Here is a 15,924-nt window from a genome sequence, read left to right as displayed (position 1 = left end):
TCCCTGGAGTTTTGATCAAATCATGACTGAGAAATGGTATCCTTTAAATGGGATAGATTTAAATTAATGGGCTAAACTTAAAATAAGGGATGGTCTTAACCCATCCCTTATTTTACGCTTTAACGTTTTTTTACAAACATATAATCCTATTGAAGTAATTCTAAAAACCATCGGAGATTATAAATATGTTTTATTACCCAAACGATCTGGAATGCACGTCGGTAAATCGTGACAAGGATATACGACAATTATCGCAATCGCCATTTTTATATGAAGTGTTTGTTAATAACGACACTTTGCTAACCATATACAGTGGCGAAAAAATTGCCAATACTCTACCCACTTTAGGTGAACGTTTTATAACGAACACAATGATAGATACAGGCGAGCCCGTGAATCTTATTAACATCGATAAGATTAAAAGTCAGGCCAGAAACAGAATGATATTCGATGCAACCCAAACTCTGGTCTATAACCTACACATCAAAGACAGATTCGTAGAGGTAGACGAATGTCATGCTTTTCCCCTATGGCTACCAAGACCTACCGAAGCGGCTGAGAGTCTGGCTGAGATAGTAAAAGAGAAAGGTGGTCCTACATTCATACATTTCTACGAGAATATTTTAGAGGACCCTGGCTATGCGGAGGGTGAGTTGATGTATCTAGGCGTCAAAAGCGAGATATACCTTAAGGGCTTAGAAATGGGATGCCTTGATAAAATGTATGAAAAAGAGCATCTGTTTTTACTGACTTTAAACTCAGTTTGGAAAAGCCTAAAAATAAATCGATATCAATCTATAGTGGATAAGGTATTGACTGCTGCTAAAGGTATTATCTAATGATTAATAGGGTACAATAAAGTACCCTTTTTTTTTTAGCTGCAATTTTATAATAACCCACATTTTTTTGGACGACCATGATTAATTATAAAGCTTTCTATCAAAAATACGGTATGATTCGACTGGAGCATTTTCGTAAAGGTCGTTTCTTTTCTCTGGACAAGTTCAGCTTACCCAAAGAGAGCCTGCTTCATTACTTGCCTGAAGACAATGCTGATCAAGGGATTGTTCCGCAAGATAAACTGATTTTGCTTTATGAGCAAAACCGTTTTGTTGAACACGTCATGGAGTTAGAGGGCGATGAGGGTAAACCAAAAGAAGTACCCACTAACAAACAAAAACTCATTCAACAGTACCATAAACGATATCGTCGATTAAGATTATCACGCAGACGCACAACGGTATTGAGGGATAAAAACAATCTGTTGATTATGAACTATGCGCCGCTGAGTCAACTTTATCGCTATGTTCGCTCACCCATGGCTGGATTTTATGAATGGAGCAATATCAACGCCACACTTTGGAAAACTATTACTCAACTGACCGATACCGGACGTATGCAGTATATTGAGTTTTCTTTACCAAAAACGATTCCCGAAAAACAATGGTTTGAAAAAGCTGGAAAATCAATAAACAAAGCGGTACTTGAAGTATTTAATACGCCTCAACACTTACAGTTTCTATCGCTGTATAACTGGTTAAGTAGAAAGCCCGATGTTACTATACCTGAACTGGAACTTAGCACTTTGGTTAATACCACGCTGGTGTTTACTGTGGGCTCCAAGTTTGCACTACTTAATATGGGTGAGCTGTACCAATGGCGTGAAGACAACGACGCTCAGATTGAGAAACATTTTCTTAAGCTTTTAGAGGCTATGGAGTCACAACGTAGTCAGGTGGCTGATGTAGAAGAGGGAAGTATTGAAGCTGACGTTGAGGGTAACAACTTCAAAGCTAGTGATCTTTCAGCCACTATTCGTCAAGAGGCTGAGAGTCTGGCTGAAGCTGGCGTTATATCTGCGGCTGAGTATCGTCGCGCTATTAAACTGGGTGAGCGTTATAAAGAAATTAAGATCGGCGATACTGATTTAAAAGCCTTTATTGCCAAGGATAACAAAACTCTTGAACCTATTAAAGATAACTATGTTCCCGATATGGATGTAGTGCGGGATAAGAGCTTACTTGAATCAAGACTGGATCGCTTTGATAGCGAGTACCTTGATAAGGTTATGGAAAAAGACATAGCTAAAATGGTAGTTAATCTACAAAAATCAGGAGTGGCTATTACTGATTATAAAATCGATTCTATCAGCGATGCCGCTAATCGCTCCAATGTCTATTCAGTTCGTATTACACCACTTATAGGTAAACCCACCACTATTAATTTTCGTGTTCCCAAGGTTAATCAAAATGGTGTTTTTATGGTTAATGGGGTTAAGTCACGACTGAATAAACAAAGAGGTGATTTACCTATTCGTAAAGTTAAACCCTCCAGAGTATCACTGACTAGCTATTATTCAAAATTCTTTGTTGATCGCAACGAAAACTTGTCCAGAGACTACGCACATTGGTTAAGTAAACAAATTATTACTGCCAGTGAAGACAATAAAGGCATTGTTAGTGAGCTTAAGATTCGCAATGTGTTTGACCATGAATTCAGGGCACCCAGACTTTATTCGGGCCTGGGTTGTAAAATAAATAGCTTTAAAGCCAAGGGTTGGAGCTACCAGTTTGATCCAAAGCAACTTGAGAAGGAATACCCTGAGGATATTCTTAAAGTAGCTAGGCGTGATGATGAAATCCCTTTTGCTAAAAAGAATGGCAGCTACCTGCTGATGGATGAAAATGATCAAATCATTGAGTACACAAAAGACAAAAAGAAGAAATACCTAGGTAGTCTGGATACATTTTTAGGCTTTAACGGCGCTAAGGCCCCTACTGAAATGGCAACGGTCAGATTACTGGGTAAAAACATTCCAGTGGGTTTTATCTTAGGCTGGCGCATGGGTTTAACTAACGCCATGAAACGTTTAAAGGTGGAATATCGAACTGCCCCCAGAGGTACTCGCGTACAACTTATGGAAGGGGAGTTTATTATTAAGTTTGCTGATGAAAGTTTAATACTTAATCGGGCTAATAAATTTGCCATGCTTTGTTTTTCCGGTCTGACCCAGTATAAACAGTCTCTAAGTAAATACGATTTTGATACCTTTGATAACCAGGATGTGTACTTTAACGTGCTGGATGAGCACAATATGGGGGTGCGCTTTCTAAGAGAACTTGAGTTGATGTTCCAGCTCTGGGTAGATCCTATTACTCTTGAACTGCTTGAGTACCTTGAACAACCCACGGATCTTGAAGGTCTTTTAATTAAAGCGGTGGAGTTACTTATTACCGATGATCACCCAAGAGAAACCGATACTGAGTATATGCGCTTTAAAGGCTATGAGCGAATACCAGGTATGATCTACAAAGAATTGGTTGGTGGCGTGCGCGGCTATAAGGCAAGACCTATGACCCCTAATAATGGTGTTGAGGTTAACCCAAGAGCGGTATGGCTAGCCATTATTCAAGACCCCTCAGTGGCCTTGATTGAAGATTCCAATCCTATTCACAATCTAAAAGAAAAGGAGAGGGTTACTTACTCAGGCGCTGGCGGTCGTTCTGGTGAAACCATGGTGCGTAGAAGTCGTGAGTTCCACCCCAATGATAAAGGAATCATCTCAGAAGCTTCTCCAGACAGTGGTAAGGTGGGTATTAATACCCATTTGACGGCTAACCCTAAACTGGCTAACCTTCGGGGTGTGGTTGATAAGTATAATGAAAAAGAAGATGGCTATTCAAGACTGGTAAGTAATACAGCACTGTTAGCACCAGCTTCTGATCGTGATGATCCAAAAAGAACCAACTTTACTAACGTCCAACAATCGCATGGCATTGCTGTTGAGGGCGGTAGCGTATCACCACTGCGCACCGGACATGAGGAGGTAATTGCTCATCGGGTTGATGATCTCTTTGCTTTTAGCGCTAAAGAAGACGGCGTCATTGAGAATGTTTCTGAGAAAGCACTCACTGTCAAATACAAAAGTGGTAAGGTTGACTCAGTTGAGTTAGGTGAGCGTTGGGGTGTGGTGGCAGGTACTAATGTTAAGCACAGTATCGTCACTGATTTCTCACAAGGCACCAAGGTTAAGGCGGGGGATATATTAGCTTATAATACCGGCTTTTTTGAGAGAAGTTGGTTTAATCCAACGCAGGTCAGCTGGAAGGCGGGAGTAATGGTTAAAACAGCCATTATGGATACGCTGGACACTTTAGAGGACTCCAGTGCTATTAGCGAAAGAGTGGGTAAGCTGATGACAACCACCGTAGGTAAGGTCAGGCATATAAAAGTGCCCTTTGATCATACCGTTCATAATCTGGTTTCAGTGGGGGATCACGTAGAAAGCGATTCTATTTTATGTACACTGGAAGATTCAATTACTGGCGATAACAAGTTATTTGACGAAAGCACAGCCCAAGCATTAAATGTACTTTCAGCAGCCGCACCAAAGGCTAAATTTGCGGGCACTGTAGATCGTATTGAAGTTATGTATTATGGCGATATGTCCGATATGTCAGATAGCCTGCAAGCTATAGCGAAGCAGGGTGATCGTGAACGAAGAAAACGTGTCAAGGAGTTATCTTTAAACGAGGCCGCAACCGGTGAGCTAAAAGAGTCCATTCACGTTGATGCCGCTTTGCTACCAATGGATACATTAGTTATAAGTATCTATATCAGTCACCCTCAAACTGCGGGAGTGGGCGATAAAGGTGTATTTGGTAGTGCGCTTAAAACCACCTTTGGTCGAGTGCTTACGGGTGTTAATGAAACAGAATCCGGTGAAACCATTGACGCTGTGTTTGGATTTCAAAGCATTTCTAACCGCATTGTAACTTCACCCATGATTATGGGTACAACCAATACACTGCTGCGTGTATTGGGCAAACACTTAGCCGAACTATATAAGGAAGGAAAATAATGGTAACACATAAAAAACAAAAAACCCTTAACTCTGTTTTCTACAATAATACCAATACACTGGCCAACGCCATTGAGTTGGGTTATCAGGCTATTGATAAGTCAGCCGGTAATGCTTTGACCAATCACCTTAATGGTTCCCACTTTAGTGACTCATTAAGGGATGTTATTGCCGTTAAATTAAAACAGAAACTGGGCAAGTACAAAGGATAAAAGAAATGCTAACGAAAAAAAGTCTTTATGCAGCCGAAGCGCTTTCTAATGAAACTGCCATGGCTGGTGTGTGCTTCACACCAAAAGAAGGCACACCTTTGGCTGAGTTAACCACCCTTTGCCAATCCTCAGCGGTTGGTTTTAAGGGTATGGAACCTTCGGATCACAGTGTAAACGAGCTGATTAGTAATTCAGAGCGCAAAGCACTTGATGGCACTACACCACATGATGATCTGATGTCCAATGCAGTGAAGTTGTGTAGTGATGCGGTATCAGGAATTATTGATGTGGCCAGAAACCATATTAACCCTTTGGGTAAAGATATGGTAACAAATATTGAAAATGGTCTGGCTAATAAAATCGAAAGTACTCCACGCCATCAGGTAGTATCTGACTTCATGCCAGCGGTTTATGAGGTATCTGCTCTAGAAGAAGCGGTTAGTCGCTTTCAAAACACACCGGTTGAAAAATTTAATTGGGGTGAGGTTAAACTACCAGAGCAAACTTTAGAGTTTCTACTTAGCTCACTGAAAACAAATATAGCACGTATTGATACTGCTATGGAAGAGACGCTCAAGGGTGTTGAACAAAAAGATTTGCTTAACCTTTATAATAACATCTTTCTTAATGAGCCTGTAAGCTATGAAATAGATGAGCGTATCAGTAATCTGGTTATTCATTTCTGGAGTCGTAAATGGGCCGATGATATACCACAAGGTACTCTGGGTAGCCAGCAAGCGGTAAGCTTAAAACTGATTACTTTAAAAGCACAATCAGGTCGTAGTATTTATCGCGATATTATCAAGCGCGAAGATCAGATACATCGTAAAACCTTGGTTATTGACAGACCAGGACCGTCAAGTTTTAACAAGCCCATTACTGTTGTTGGCGAAGTCTATAACCAGTGGCTGAAAAAGGGTGGGTGTCCTGAAGTTTTACTTGGAGCTAATTTACTTGGTAAGCGGGTAGTATACGATTGCTCTCAGGATGAAATCAATGAGTTTATGCGTGCTTATAATGCTAATGAACGTCTGATTCAAATGTCAATAATGACCAAACGAGTTGATGTTATAAGTAGCTGTAGCAGACAATGGATTGCTAAACTTATTAACGAGGGTAAGGCAGAAAACATCTCTAAAGAGATTCTCCATAAACGAGCTGCTGCGGCGTTTGATAAAATTAATATCCAACACAATAGCTGCCTGACCACCTTGTCCCGTAAAATTATTGCTGAAGTTTTTTATCCAGATACACAAGCAATAGAGATGTTATCAACCATGGACGCTCTATTGGATAATGATCCCAATCTGGATATTCGCGAAGCAGCTACACTGGCGATGGTAGATTTGATGGCAGATTGGCTGGTAAGCCAACTGGATGTTGAATATGTCGGTATTATGGAGGATTAAATGGATATCCAGAAGCTGAAGCGTGACCCTAAAAAGATTAAGTCTATACTCAAAAGACACAATGACGGTAGCTACACTCTAACACAAGCGTGTAAAGTAGTAGTGCCAAAAATCTTTGAGGAGAAAGGTCTGGTTACTCTGGGTGGTGATATCTCAATTACCGCTATTTACGCCATTATTGTTGAGGATAAATACTACTCTATAAGCAATATTTGCGCAAGACATGGCACTCAACCAGAAAGTATTGAGAGTACCCTGATCAACGATTCAGCTTATCTGGTATTGCATTATGATGCTGGTTCAACCCTAATTACTAATGAAGCTTTAGTCAAATTAGATCAACTGGTCTATACGGTCTATGACACTATTATTGATAAAGGTAGAGTACCTTGGTATTTAGGATATAACGATCTGGCTTCCCTTTTTGATACGGCGCACCACCTGGCAGGCGCTAAACTGAATGTCGATCATTCAGTTTATGAGATGTTGGCAGCGGTCATTGCACGCTCACCCAAGGATAGAGCTAAATACTATCGACACACCCTTAAGTCCGAGCAAGATTTCGAGAAACAACCACCTGACTATATTGCGCTGCGTAACGTACAGTATGGTGCCAGTAATACCACAGCCAAACTAATGGGTTCTTATCTAGATGATGGTTTGTCATCAGCACTGATTAACCCCAGTGAAAGAAATGAGCCCATTGAGGATCTATTACGTAAATAACAGGAAGATAATTATGAACCGCGTCAGCTTTCAATGTACAGCCTTGGCAGGCACTAATAAAGTCGGTATTTTAAAACCGGATAAAAACGGCTATTATAACTGCATTTTAGGCGCTTTAGATTTCCCTAACAGTACCGGTGATGTGTATACCCACAGCTCTGCAAAAGCACTGTTTCAAGCATCAGGCTCCTTGCAAAGACGGATTAAAAATGGTCAGTGTCGTGGTGAATACGGTCATCCCGTTCGTGAAAAGGGCATGTCACGCAATGAGTGGATATCGCGCATTCTAAAAATTCACGAGCCCAATATTTGTCACCATATTCGCGATGTACAAATTGACAGCGATTTCATTCGCGATGAACACGGTCGTAAATTAATTGCCATTCGTGGTAGTGTAAAACCCGCTGGCCCGCAAGGGGAAGCACTAAGGGAGTCGCTTAAAAACCCGGATGAAAACGTAGCCTTCTCAATAAGATCTCTGACAGATGATCGGGTTGTTCGAGGTCGAGTTGAGAAAAACTTCAGAGTTATTGTTGGTTGGGATTATGTTAATGAACCTGGCATCTCAGTAAGCACTAAATACGTAAATCCAGCACTTGAATCCTTATCGGAATCGTTTGATATCTTTGAGCACGATCTGAATCAATTGGCAACCAGCGAGTCTGGTATTTCCATGGAGTCAGGTAGTATCACTCCAGTAATGGTAAAAAGTGAGCTGGGCTGGATAAAAACTCAGAAGCTTAATCGCAGCATTGACTGGTAAAATAAAGGGAGGTGGCTATGCCACCTCCCTTTGTGACGACTAAATTCGTGTAAAAAATAAAATAGCCACTCAACCTATGTCAATCTTAATAAAGTGTTAGCTATAAGTCAAATTAAAATCGTTCAGCATTAACGGCACGGGTTAAGTAGTAGCTATGGAAACTTCGATCACACCATTTCGAGTTTACAATATCGTGCACCCAGATGGGTTTCGATTAGCAAAGTTAAATTACGCTAATGAGAAAGAGCTGTATTTTCAAGAAAGTAACGATGGGGGTTATTTAACGCCCTCTGAAGGGTTAGCTGTGGCCACCTATGAGACTGGAGTGGAGGAAGGTATTCATTATAGCACTCTAGTTGATAAACTAACGGATAAAAAAACAGAACAATGTGTTGAACTATTTCTGGTAGTGGTTCACCCTAACAACACCATTGGTGGATTAGACGATTACGCCGCTAATGTTTCAGTGGGCAGTGAAGGTACTTTTACCTGGATAGAAACCAGCGATACAATCTGGTCTGATCACTCGTTTGCCAACAGCTTTATTGAAGAATTTAAAAAACGACGCTGTTGGGAGTTTAAAGATATTTCAAAGGCATTGCCTCCTTTCCAACTAAATTGAAAACTATATTACTGATGTGATCTTGGTTGATGAATGAGTACCCAATATCAGCACAGTATTTTTCGGTGGATAAACCACCATAACAAACCTATAGGTAAAACCATGAGCGAAAAAACTACACTTAAAGACTTTGATGATGACATCATTGAGTTTAAGGACAAAATAAAAGCAGCCACTAAGTTAGAAGCTGGCAAAGCAACTACCGATAAAAAGGCAATGTGGGAGTTGCTCACCGGGGATCTCACAAAAAAGCAAATAGAGGGTCATCAGACCAGACGAGCAAAGATTATAGCCGCTGGTAATATGGCGCACGCCGAGCTGGCAGTAGAAGCCTTTAAGAAAGATGATGATCTAACCACCTTTACCGGCGACATGTCGCTGGGTAAAGACAAATTTAACCCTATTATCAAACGTCACGAGAGTGGCGAAATTACTCGTAAAGATGAAAATGGTAACTCAGAAACCACAGAGTGGGAAACCTGGGGGGCTCTGCGTAGTAAGTATAAGGTATACGGTGGCAATAATAAAACCGGTCCATCAGGTAAAGTCGCTCGCTACTCAGCGACGATACATGAAGAGGCACTAAAAGACGACTAAAATAGTTGGGGCGCACGCGCCCCAAACCTAAACCATAATTTTTATATACTTCCGCTTGCTTAATAAATTAATCACAAGGGGATATACTATTTAAAGAATTCGAGGTAGTAATAATGAATTCAAGACTCAGTACTGTAATGTCATCCGACTTTATCAATCTTGCCCCAAGAGTCAGTCTATGGGAAATCAATAAACGACTGACAGCTTCTAATACACCATACATGGCAACCCACCATGATGTCCAGCGTGTGATTGCGCTACTGCCCTACATCTCAAAAGACGCTCAGGCCATTGGTTATTGTACGTATGATAAATATACTTATATGTACCATTGGTTCTTAGTTCATAGTAATCGTTATCACGATTTTAGTGTAGCTTACGATCGTATGATTGATGATATAGTCATCAGTGATCACGAATATCTCTTCATTGACGAATCGCGTTATTGTGACATGGATAAACTATGTAATGAAGCCAGAGAAATTTATAATATTATTTACAACTATTAACTTAGGCGGGGGTAATTCCCCGCCTTTATTTTTTTTTTATAATTGTTTTTTATTACACAGTTAACCTATCTGATGTTGCTTTTATTAAGTTTACTTGAAGGTGGGATAGCCATGCAAACGATACAGTTTAAGAATGCGCTAATGTCGGAAGATGATTATTTAGCTAGTGAAGAGACCTCTGAAGTTAAACGAGAATATATTAATGGTCTAGTTATAGAAATGGTCGGTTGTTCAAGAAACCACAGCGTGATTGCCGGTAACTTGTACGCCACACTGTATCCCTTTACAAAGAGAAAAAATTGTGATCTGTATATATCCGATATGAAGTTAAAAACAGATACAAATACTACTTTAACATATCGATATCCTGATTTGTTTGTCTATTGTGGTGAAAAAAATAATAACTCTGCGCAAGATTCAGCTTCATTGATCGTTGAGGTGTTAAGTCCTTCAACCAAGGAAATCGATCTAACCACCAAGTTAAATGAATACCGCTGGGCACTTAGAAAAAATCGAGGTGAATACCTCATCATCAGTAGTATGGAAAAAACAGCTTACCTTTACAGATGGTGTAAAATTAATCGCTGGGAATTTAGACAAGTTGGCAGTTGGGAAGATTCAGGAATAATCGAGCTTAACACAATAGCAGCCAGTTTGGATATGGATCGGATTTATGACGATATTGTTTTTGATAATCAATAAAAATAAACTATTTAAAAAAATAATAAAAACATATAATTGAATTGATAGGCTGGCTATACTAAGAAACGTGTTACGGGGTGATAAAGGCAAACTTAATTAATTGAGGATAGTGTGATGAAGAAAAATGTCTTAAGCCAAATACAAGAAAAAAGAAAGCGGGTTCTTGAAATCGTGGCATTAAATGGTTGTAAAAATCCGATGGTATTTGGATCAATATCAAGGGGTGAAGAAACCAAGGAAAGTGATTTGGATATAATGGTAGAGGTGGGTGAAAAAACGACCCTTTTTGACCTAGCGGCAATCGCATTAGATTTGGAAGAACTTTTTGGAATACCCATTGATGTAGTCAATCAAACTAGTATACGAAAAGAATTTTATCAATCTGTCATGTATGATGCGAGAAAAGTATAATGAATAAACCTAGAAAATCAACTTACCTCATTAATGATATTTTTAACTCGATAAAAGCCATTGACTCCTATATACGGGGAGTCAATTATAATGAGTTTGAAACTAATCAAGAAAAAATTGATGCTGTAGTAAATAGGTTAAATGTGATTGGTCAGACATCACAACGGTTGATGATGAATGAGGATCAAGCATTTAACAAAACTTTGTTAAGAACATTGAAATTGGCCTATAAAACACGAAATGTCTTATCCCACGACTATGAATTAACGTCGACAAAAAATTATTTGGGAAACAGTTAACAAGGATTTAATTGGTTTAAAAGAACAACTTAGTGTGTATGTACGAGGTGATTATGAAAAATAATTTATACGATAGTGACTATTATAGCTGGGCGTATCAGCAAGCACAGTTGATACGTGAAGGTAAGTTTAATAAATTAGATATTGAGAATCTCATTGAGGAGATTGAGGATATGGGTAGGTCTCAATATCGTGCCCTAAAGAGTGCTTTGAGAGAACTACAGTTACATCTACTCAAGTGGCAGATGCAATCCGCTAAAGTAGATGATCTACACGATATGGAGCGGTGGTACATTAGTTGGCTAGATAGCATTGCCAAGCAACGACGGCGAGTCGTTGAGGAGTTGGATGAAAATCCAGGACTAAAAAATAAGCTTGATGAGATTCTAACTACCGCTTACCAGCAAGCATGTAAGGCCGCAGCCACTGACATGAAATGTAGGATTAAAGATTTTCCTACTGAATGTCCTTGGACTTTTGAACAAATAATGACTGATAACTGGTTACCCTAATAACAACTAAACTATAGAAATTAAAACAAAAAGGCAATAGGACATGCAAACATTTAATAATCTGGACCTGTTATCAACCCTGCCATTTACTGTGGTTGAAAGACCTGACTATGGCAAAAGTAAAATCGTTCATTTTAGCAGCGGCGTTGAAGCACTGCAATATGCCTCAGAACAGGTAAGAGTGCCTGTTCTAACGAGCGTATTTTACGGTCAAAATACCTTGGCAGTTTTCATGCAAGGGGAAATAATTTTATCCCATCGCCATAGTTTGAACTCAGACTATAGCAGACCCGAAGAGTTGATGTATAGACGACTGGTAAAACTTTATCCATTGATAGATGCCTATACCAAAGCTGATCTATATCAACTTAAATCTAATCAATTGGTCATTGTACCAGAGCAAGATACGCTTTTATCCATGGTGCCATGGAAAATAGTAGACCGCACTGGGGTCGTAAAATTAGTTGCTCACGAACTTAAAGATATAAAACCTAAACTGGCTCAGCTTACTAATAGCCATTATCTGGTTCGCTGGGGTATCACACACAGTATCTGGGAAAAGGGAGCTTTAATAGAACAATTTAATGAGCCAGAGTACCTTGACGGTAAACCTCTGGAAAAACAATTAGTGGGTATGCATTGGTCGCTACCTGCTCAGAGTTAAAATAATAAAAGGGAACCCAATGATATTACGTAATGTCGTTGAGCTAGTGTTACCAGAAAACTCTGATGACACCATAAGCATAATAGGTCTTCTATGCGAAAAGGGACACTATCTGGCTACTGCTAAAGTAGCCAGAGGTGTTACTTATAAGGGTAACTGTTTAGTGTTAAAAACCATTGAGGATAAGATTGTTATCCACAAACAGTGGCCGACACTAAAACTTGCTACCTATGAGCGTAGCGATACTATTGAAATTTATTTTCACGACAAGGCAGCTAAATTACAATTAACTTAGCAAGAGGTAATTATGAAAAATAATCTTTACGATAGTGACTATTATAGCTGGACCTGTCAGCAGGCCAAGTTATTAAAAGAGGGTAAACTTAATGAACTTGATATTGAAAACCTGATAGAAGAAGTAGAAACTATGGGTAAATCCCAATATCGTACCTTAAAAAGTTGTATAGAGCAATTGCTTTTACACCTCCTAAAATGGCGGATGCAATCTCAGAAGAAGAATGATCTGCACGATATGGAGTTATGGTATCGTAGTTGGAAAACATCCATCGTTAAGCAACGACTTGATATTAAGGATGAGTTAGATGAAAATCAAACGCTCATTAATAAACTCGATGACATAATACCTATAGCATATGGTCGAGCACGGTTATTGGCTGCTAAAGCTATGGACTGTAACATTAAAGACTTTCCAGATACTTGTCCCTGGACTTTTGATCAAATCATGATTGAAAACTGGTATCCCGAGTAGGGGTCAGATGACCCCCTATTTATTATATGGCTGGGTTTATGTTGTACCCTTTGATTCTTTAGAATGGAAGATAACATTATGCGACATCCAGCATATCCTTTTATACTGTTCACACCACTGCACCTGTGTGTTTTATTTCTAATACTAAATATAATAACAGTGGCAGCATATGCCAAGGACAAACCGCATTATGGTAATACTGTGGCCATTGCCGTCAAACGTATAGTGGATGGCGATACCTTTCGAGTTAATATACCTAATTATCCGGCCATTATCGGCTATGATATACCAGTGCGCATTGATGGCATTGATGCTCCTGAGATACGCCGTGCTAAATGTCCACAAGAAAAAGAATTGGGCATAAAAGCAATGGATAAGTTAGCTGAGCTGTTATCCAAAGGTCGTCATATCTGGTTAGTACATATGCGCCGAGATAGTTTTTTCAGAATAAGAGCAACAGTATTTATGGATACCACCAATGTGGGTGCTGAACTAATTAAAAAAGGTCTGGCGGTACCTGAGTCTAAAAAAGATTTTGACTGGTGTAGCTATACTCTGGAAGACTCTGAGAACAATCAAAGTAGTAGACCCATACATCACGATGATGTAATGAGAATTTAATCGTAATAAAGCAGTGGGTCGCCCCACTGCTTTTTTTTTTGACATTATTACTGGATATAGGTAGAATTAGCCTCACGAATGGCTTCCTGATAACCTGATCCAGCAGCAGCAACGTCAGCCGCAATACTGGTTACCAGAGCTTCACGGTTATTAGGATTGACACCGGTAAGGTTCATATCATCGAGGATCTTCTGAGCCATCGCAGTAACACCACGACCTACTTGAGTAAAGGCTGTAAACTCAATGGTAATATCCTGAGGTGCACCAGCAGCGGCCAGCTCACGACGGGCGGTGTTCTCACCAGCTGATTTTGGATGCATGTTAGTAACAAGCCATGCTTTACCACTAATGACTTTACGGTGGGTTGGATCTGGCTCAAAGAACAAACAAGTAAAGCCTGTAAAGTCAGGCAACAGATCCTGAACTTCAACATCGGCCATATTCATAATACGTGGTACCTTGGTCTCTGGGTCCATCATAAAAGTAAGCGTATGATAATCCCAAAAGGAACCAATAGCCCGACCGTATTTCTCTGGCCAAGTAAAAGAAGGCACAGTTCGTGCACGGGTGACATTAGTTAAATCTTCCTGCATTTCACCGGCACCACCAACGGGGGTTTCAGCAAACTCAGAAGTCAGAGTAGAGGTTAATCCCTCAATCACCTTAGGGTGTTCCTCAATCAGGGCTTTGAGCGTTGCGATCATTTTCTGACCGTTGGGTAGCTCACTATAACCACGTGGGGGTTCAACCAAAATAGCAATCAGGTTACGGGGAACATAGTTAGCACTGCTGACATACTCATCAGGCAGTACGTGGAATCCGTTTTGACCCCCATGCTCCAGATCAACCATAGCTGCTGTGGTATCTGCATCATTAAACGACGCACCCTCAGCCAACGTAGCATCTTTTAATCGTGCCATTATTATCTCCTAAATTTAAATGATGAAATTGCAGCGCTAAGCGCTGCAATAAATCTGCTATTAGGCAGTGAGGTCTTCGTTACGGTGCGATACCACTGTAAAGGTACCCACAGTCATCATGTTAGCTCCGTACATATGGATTTTACAACTCCAGCTGTAACCGCGAGCTTCATCACCTTCAGTAAAATAGGTCTCAGGAATAATAGTTACCCGATCATCAAAACGACCCACAGTGTTTCTCTCAATCAGACGATCACTGCGCTCAATAAACTGCTCAGTAGTCAGTTTCGAGTTACCGCTAAGATCACGCCAAACCCGGAAACAAACCTTCTGAAGCTCCATCTCAATGATCATGTTAATCATAGAGTTCATGATGGAGGTGTCATCATTGTAAACAGTTTGAATGCCTGGGTAGAAGTTACTACGTCTATCATAGCTTTGTGCCCAGACAAGACCAGCATCCCAATCTTTAATGCGCTGAGTTACAGGCTTATAAGTATTGGTCAGATCGCGCAGCAAAGTAATCTGGTTGTTAGGCGGCACATCAAAGCCCAGATCCGCTTTAAACTTACCATCGCCAGCACCTGCAAAGCGAGCTACTTTATCGGCCAGATCAAGGGTTACTGAAATAGGTCTGGTCCAGCTGGAGCCCGAGTAAGTACCAGAACCGGCAACCACAACACCACGGGCTACAGGAGTACCGTAGTAGGTAGATTCAGGGTAAGCAGCCATGATGTTTTTCAACTGATTACCAAGGGCTTCCTCTTCTACCCAGTTCAGTGACTCTTCACCATCAACGTGGGTGCTAAGAACAACGCCTACATCTTTACGGTGCCCAAGAACTCGACACAACTCCTTTTTGGTATCAATGGTAAAGCCACAATCCCAAATCATTGAGAATGGGTGGGTAGCCATGTTCTCCAGTGGGTCCATGGGGTCTTGATAACCAGATTGCATGATTCGAGCAACGCCCTCTTCATACTTCTCTACAGACAAAGTACCATCTTCACCACCTATGAAAAAGTGATTAAGTTTCTCACCCAAAGTAATATTACCGGGCTGCTCTGACATTACTTCAATGGCATGATAAGGAACACCATCATTATACATAGCACTGACGGGATTAACCTGATCAGGTACCATATTACCAGAGACTAGATTATCGGCATTTTGCTCAGCACTTAACAGCAGAGCCATTAGGGCATTGTAGGTTTCTTCATAGAAATGCACTTTACCCACAGGACCATATTTGGGCGGCAAACCAGTGCTGGCATCCATGTTTTGATAAGCATCAACCAGTACTTTATCCCAGCTACGCTGAATATCA

The 15,924-nt window shown here is 40.4% G+C and carries 19 protein-coding genes; 17 read left to right on the top strand and 2 right to left on the bottom strand.

The annotated features are described in order from the left end of the window. Nucleotides 1–185: 185 nt before the first annotated feature. The 17 genes from KDK19_RS05555 to KDK19_RS05475 all read left to right on the top strand — a co-directional run bounded on the left by KDK19_RS05555 (nucleotide 186) and on the right by KDK19_RS05475 (nucleotide 13,677). Nucleotides 186–839 carry a hypothetical protein gene (locus KDK19_RS05555; RefSeq protein WP_257291522.1) on the top strand — a complete coding sequence of 218 codons (654 nt, stop codon included), beginning with the start codon at nucleotides 186–188 and terminating at the stop codon, nucleotides 837–839. Nucleotides 840–916: 77 nt separating this feature from the next. Beyond that, a complete protein-coding gene (locus tag KDK19_RS05550) occupies nucleotides 917–4,861 on the top strand; it encodes a hypothetical protein (RefSeq protein ID WP_257291521.1) in 3,945 nt (1,314 codons plus the stop codon). Beyond that, complete coding sequence (locus KDK19_RS05545; protein ID WP_257291520.1) at nucleotides 4,861–5,073, top strand: hypothetical protein; 213 nt, start codon at nucleotides 4,861–4,863, stop codon at nucleotides 5,071–5,073. The genes KDK19_RS05550 and KDK19_RS05545 overlap by 1 nt, the downstream gene beginning before the upstream one ends. 5 nt (nucleotides 5,074–5,078) lie before the next feature. After that, entirely contained in the window at nucleotides 5,079–6,482 is a 1,404-nt protein-coding gene (locus tag KDK19_RS05540) for a hypothetical protein (RefSeq protein ID WP_257291519.1), read from the top strand. After that, nucleotides 6,483–7,208 carry a hypothetical protein gene (locus KDK19_RS05535; protein ID WP_257291518.1) on the top strand — a complete coding sequence of 242 codons (726 nt, stop codon included), beginning with the start codon at nucleotides 6,483–6,485 and terminating at the stop codon, nucleotides 7,206–7,208. A 13-nt stretch (nucleotides 7,209–7,221) separates the two neighbouring features. Further along, complete coding sequence (locus KDK19_RS05530; protein WP_257291517.1) at nucleotides 7,222–7,971, top strand: S80 family phage morphogenetic serine protease; 750 nt, start codon at nucleotides 7,222–7,224, stop codon at nucleotides 7,969–7,971. Between the two features lie 154 nt (nucleotides 7,972–8,125). Then, complete coding sequence (locus tag KDK19_RS05525) at nucleotides 8,126–8,593, top strand: hypothetical protein (protein ID WP_257291516.1); 468 nt, start codon at nucleotides 8,126–8,128, stop codon at nucleotides 8,591–8,593. 102 nt (nucleotides 8,594–8,695) lie between these two features. After that, on the top strand, nucleotides 8,696–9,190 hold the full coding sequence (locus tag KDK19_RS05520) for a hypothetical protein (protein ID WP_257291515.1): 495 nt from the start codon (nucleotides 8,696–8,698) through the stop codon (nucleotides 9,188–9,190). 113 nt (nucleotides 9,191–9,303) lie between these two features. Further along, nucleotides 9,304–9,699, top strand: coding sequence for a hypothetical protein (locus tag KDK19_RS05515; protein WP_257291514.1), 396 nt, complete (start codon nucleotides 9,304–9,306; stop codon nucleotides 9,697–9,699). Nucleotides 9,700–9,810: 111 nt separating this feature from the next. Continuing rightward, nucleotides 9,811–10,401, top strand: coding sequence for a Uma2 family endonuclease (locus KDK19_RS05510; protein ID WP_257291513.1), 591 nt, complete (start codon nucleotides 9,811–9,813; stop codon nucleotides 10,399–10,401). Between the two features lie 114 nt (nucleotides 10,402–10,515). Beyond that, a complete protein-coding gene (locus tag KDK19_RS05505) occupies nucleotides 10,516–10,812 on the top strand; it encodes a nucleotidyltransferase family protein (protein ID WP_257291512.1) in 297 nt (98 codons plus the stop codon). Next, on the top strand, nucleotides 10,812–11,111 hold the full coding sequence (locus KDK19_RS05500; protein WP_257291511.1) for a HepT-like ribonuclease domain-containing protein: 300 nt from the start codon (nucleotides 10,812–10,814) through the stop codon (nucleotides 11,109–11,111). Before KDK19_RS05505 ends, KDK19_RS05500 begins: the two co-directional genes overlap by 1 nt. 53 nt (nucleotides 11,112–11,164) lie before the next feature. Next, entirely contained in the window at nucleotides 11,165–11,623 is a 459-nt protein-coding gene (locus tag KDK19_RS05495) for a DUF29 domain-containing protein (RefSeq protein ID WP_257291510.1), read from the top strand. 43 nt (nucleotides 11,624–11,666) lie between these two features. Continuing rightward, entirely contained in the window at nucleotides 11,667–12,287 is a 621-nt protein-coding gene (locus KDK19_RS05490) for a hypothetical protein (protein WP_257291509.1), read from the top strand. A 19-nt stretch (nucleotides 12,288–12,306) separates the two neighbouring features. Then, nucleotides 12,307–12,582, top strand: a complete 276-nt coding sequence (locus KDK19_RS05485; protein ID WP_257291508.1) for a hypothetical protein — start codon at nucleotides 12,307–12,309, stop codon at nucleotides 12,580–12,582. Nucleotides 12,583–12,594: 12 nt separating this feature from the next. Beyond that, nucleotides 12,595–13,056 carry a DUF29 domain-containing protein gene (locus KDK19_RS05480; protein ID WP_257291507.1) on the top strand — a complete coding sequence of 154 codons (462 nt, stop codon included), beginning with the start codon at nucleotides 12,595–12,597 and terminating at the stop codon, nucleotides 13,054–13,056. Between the two features lie 63 nt (nucleotides 13,057–13,119). Next, nucleotides 13,120–13,677, top strand: a complete 558-nt coding sequence (locus tag KDK19_RS05475) for a thermonuclease family protein (RefSeq protein ID WP_257291506.1) — start codon at nucleotides 13,120–13,122, stop codon at nucleotides 13,675–13,677. Between the two features lie 47 nt (nucleotides 13,678–13,724). Here the strand turns inward: KDK19_RS05475 and KDK19_RS05470 are convergent, their stop codons facing one another. Together KDK19_RS05470 and KDK19_RS05465 are read right to left on the bottom strand one after the other, a co-directional pair. Then, nucleotides 13,725–14,597: a hypothetical protein gene (locus KDK19_RS05470; RefSeq protein ID WP_257291505.1), complete on the bottom strand. Its 873-nt coding sequence runs from the start codon at nucleotides 14,595–14,597 to the stop codon at nucleotides 13,725–13,727. A 60-nt stretch (nucleotides 14,598–14,657) separates the two neighbouring features. Then, nucleotides 14,658–15,924: hypothetical protein (locus KDK19_RS05465; RefSeq protein WP_257291504.1), on the bottom strand; the 1,267-nt coding region annotated here is incomplete at its 5' end.

Origin of the sequence: Endozoicomonas sp. ONNA1 (assembly GCF_024606325.1) — a bacterium.
Classification (GTDB): Bacteria; Pseudomonadota; Gammaproteobacteria; order Pseudomonadales; family Endozoicomonadaceae; genus Endozoicomonas_A.
This window is presented reverse-complemented; position numbering and strand designations above follow the sequence as displayed.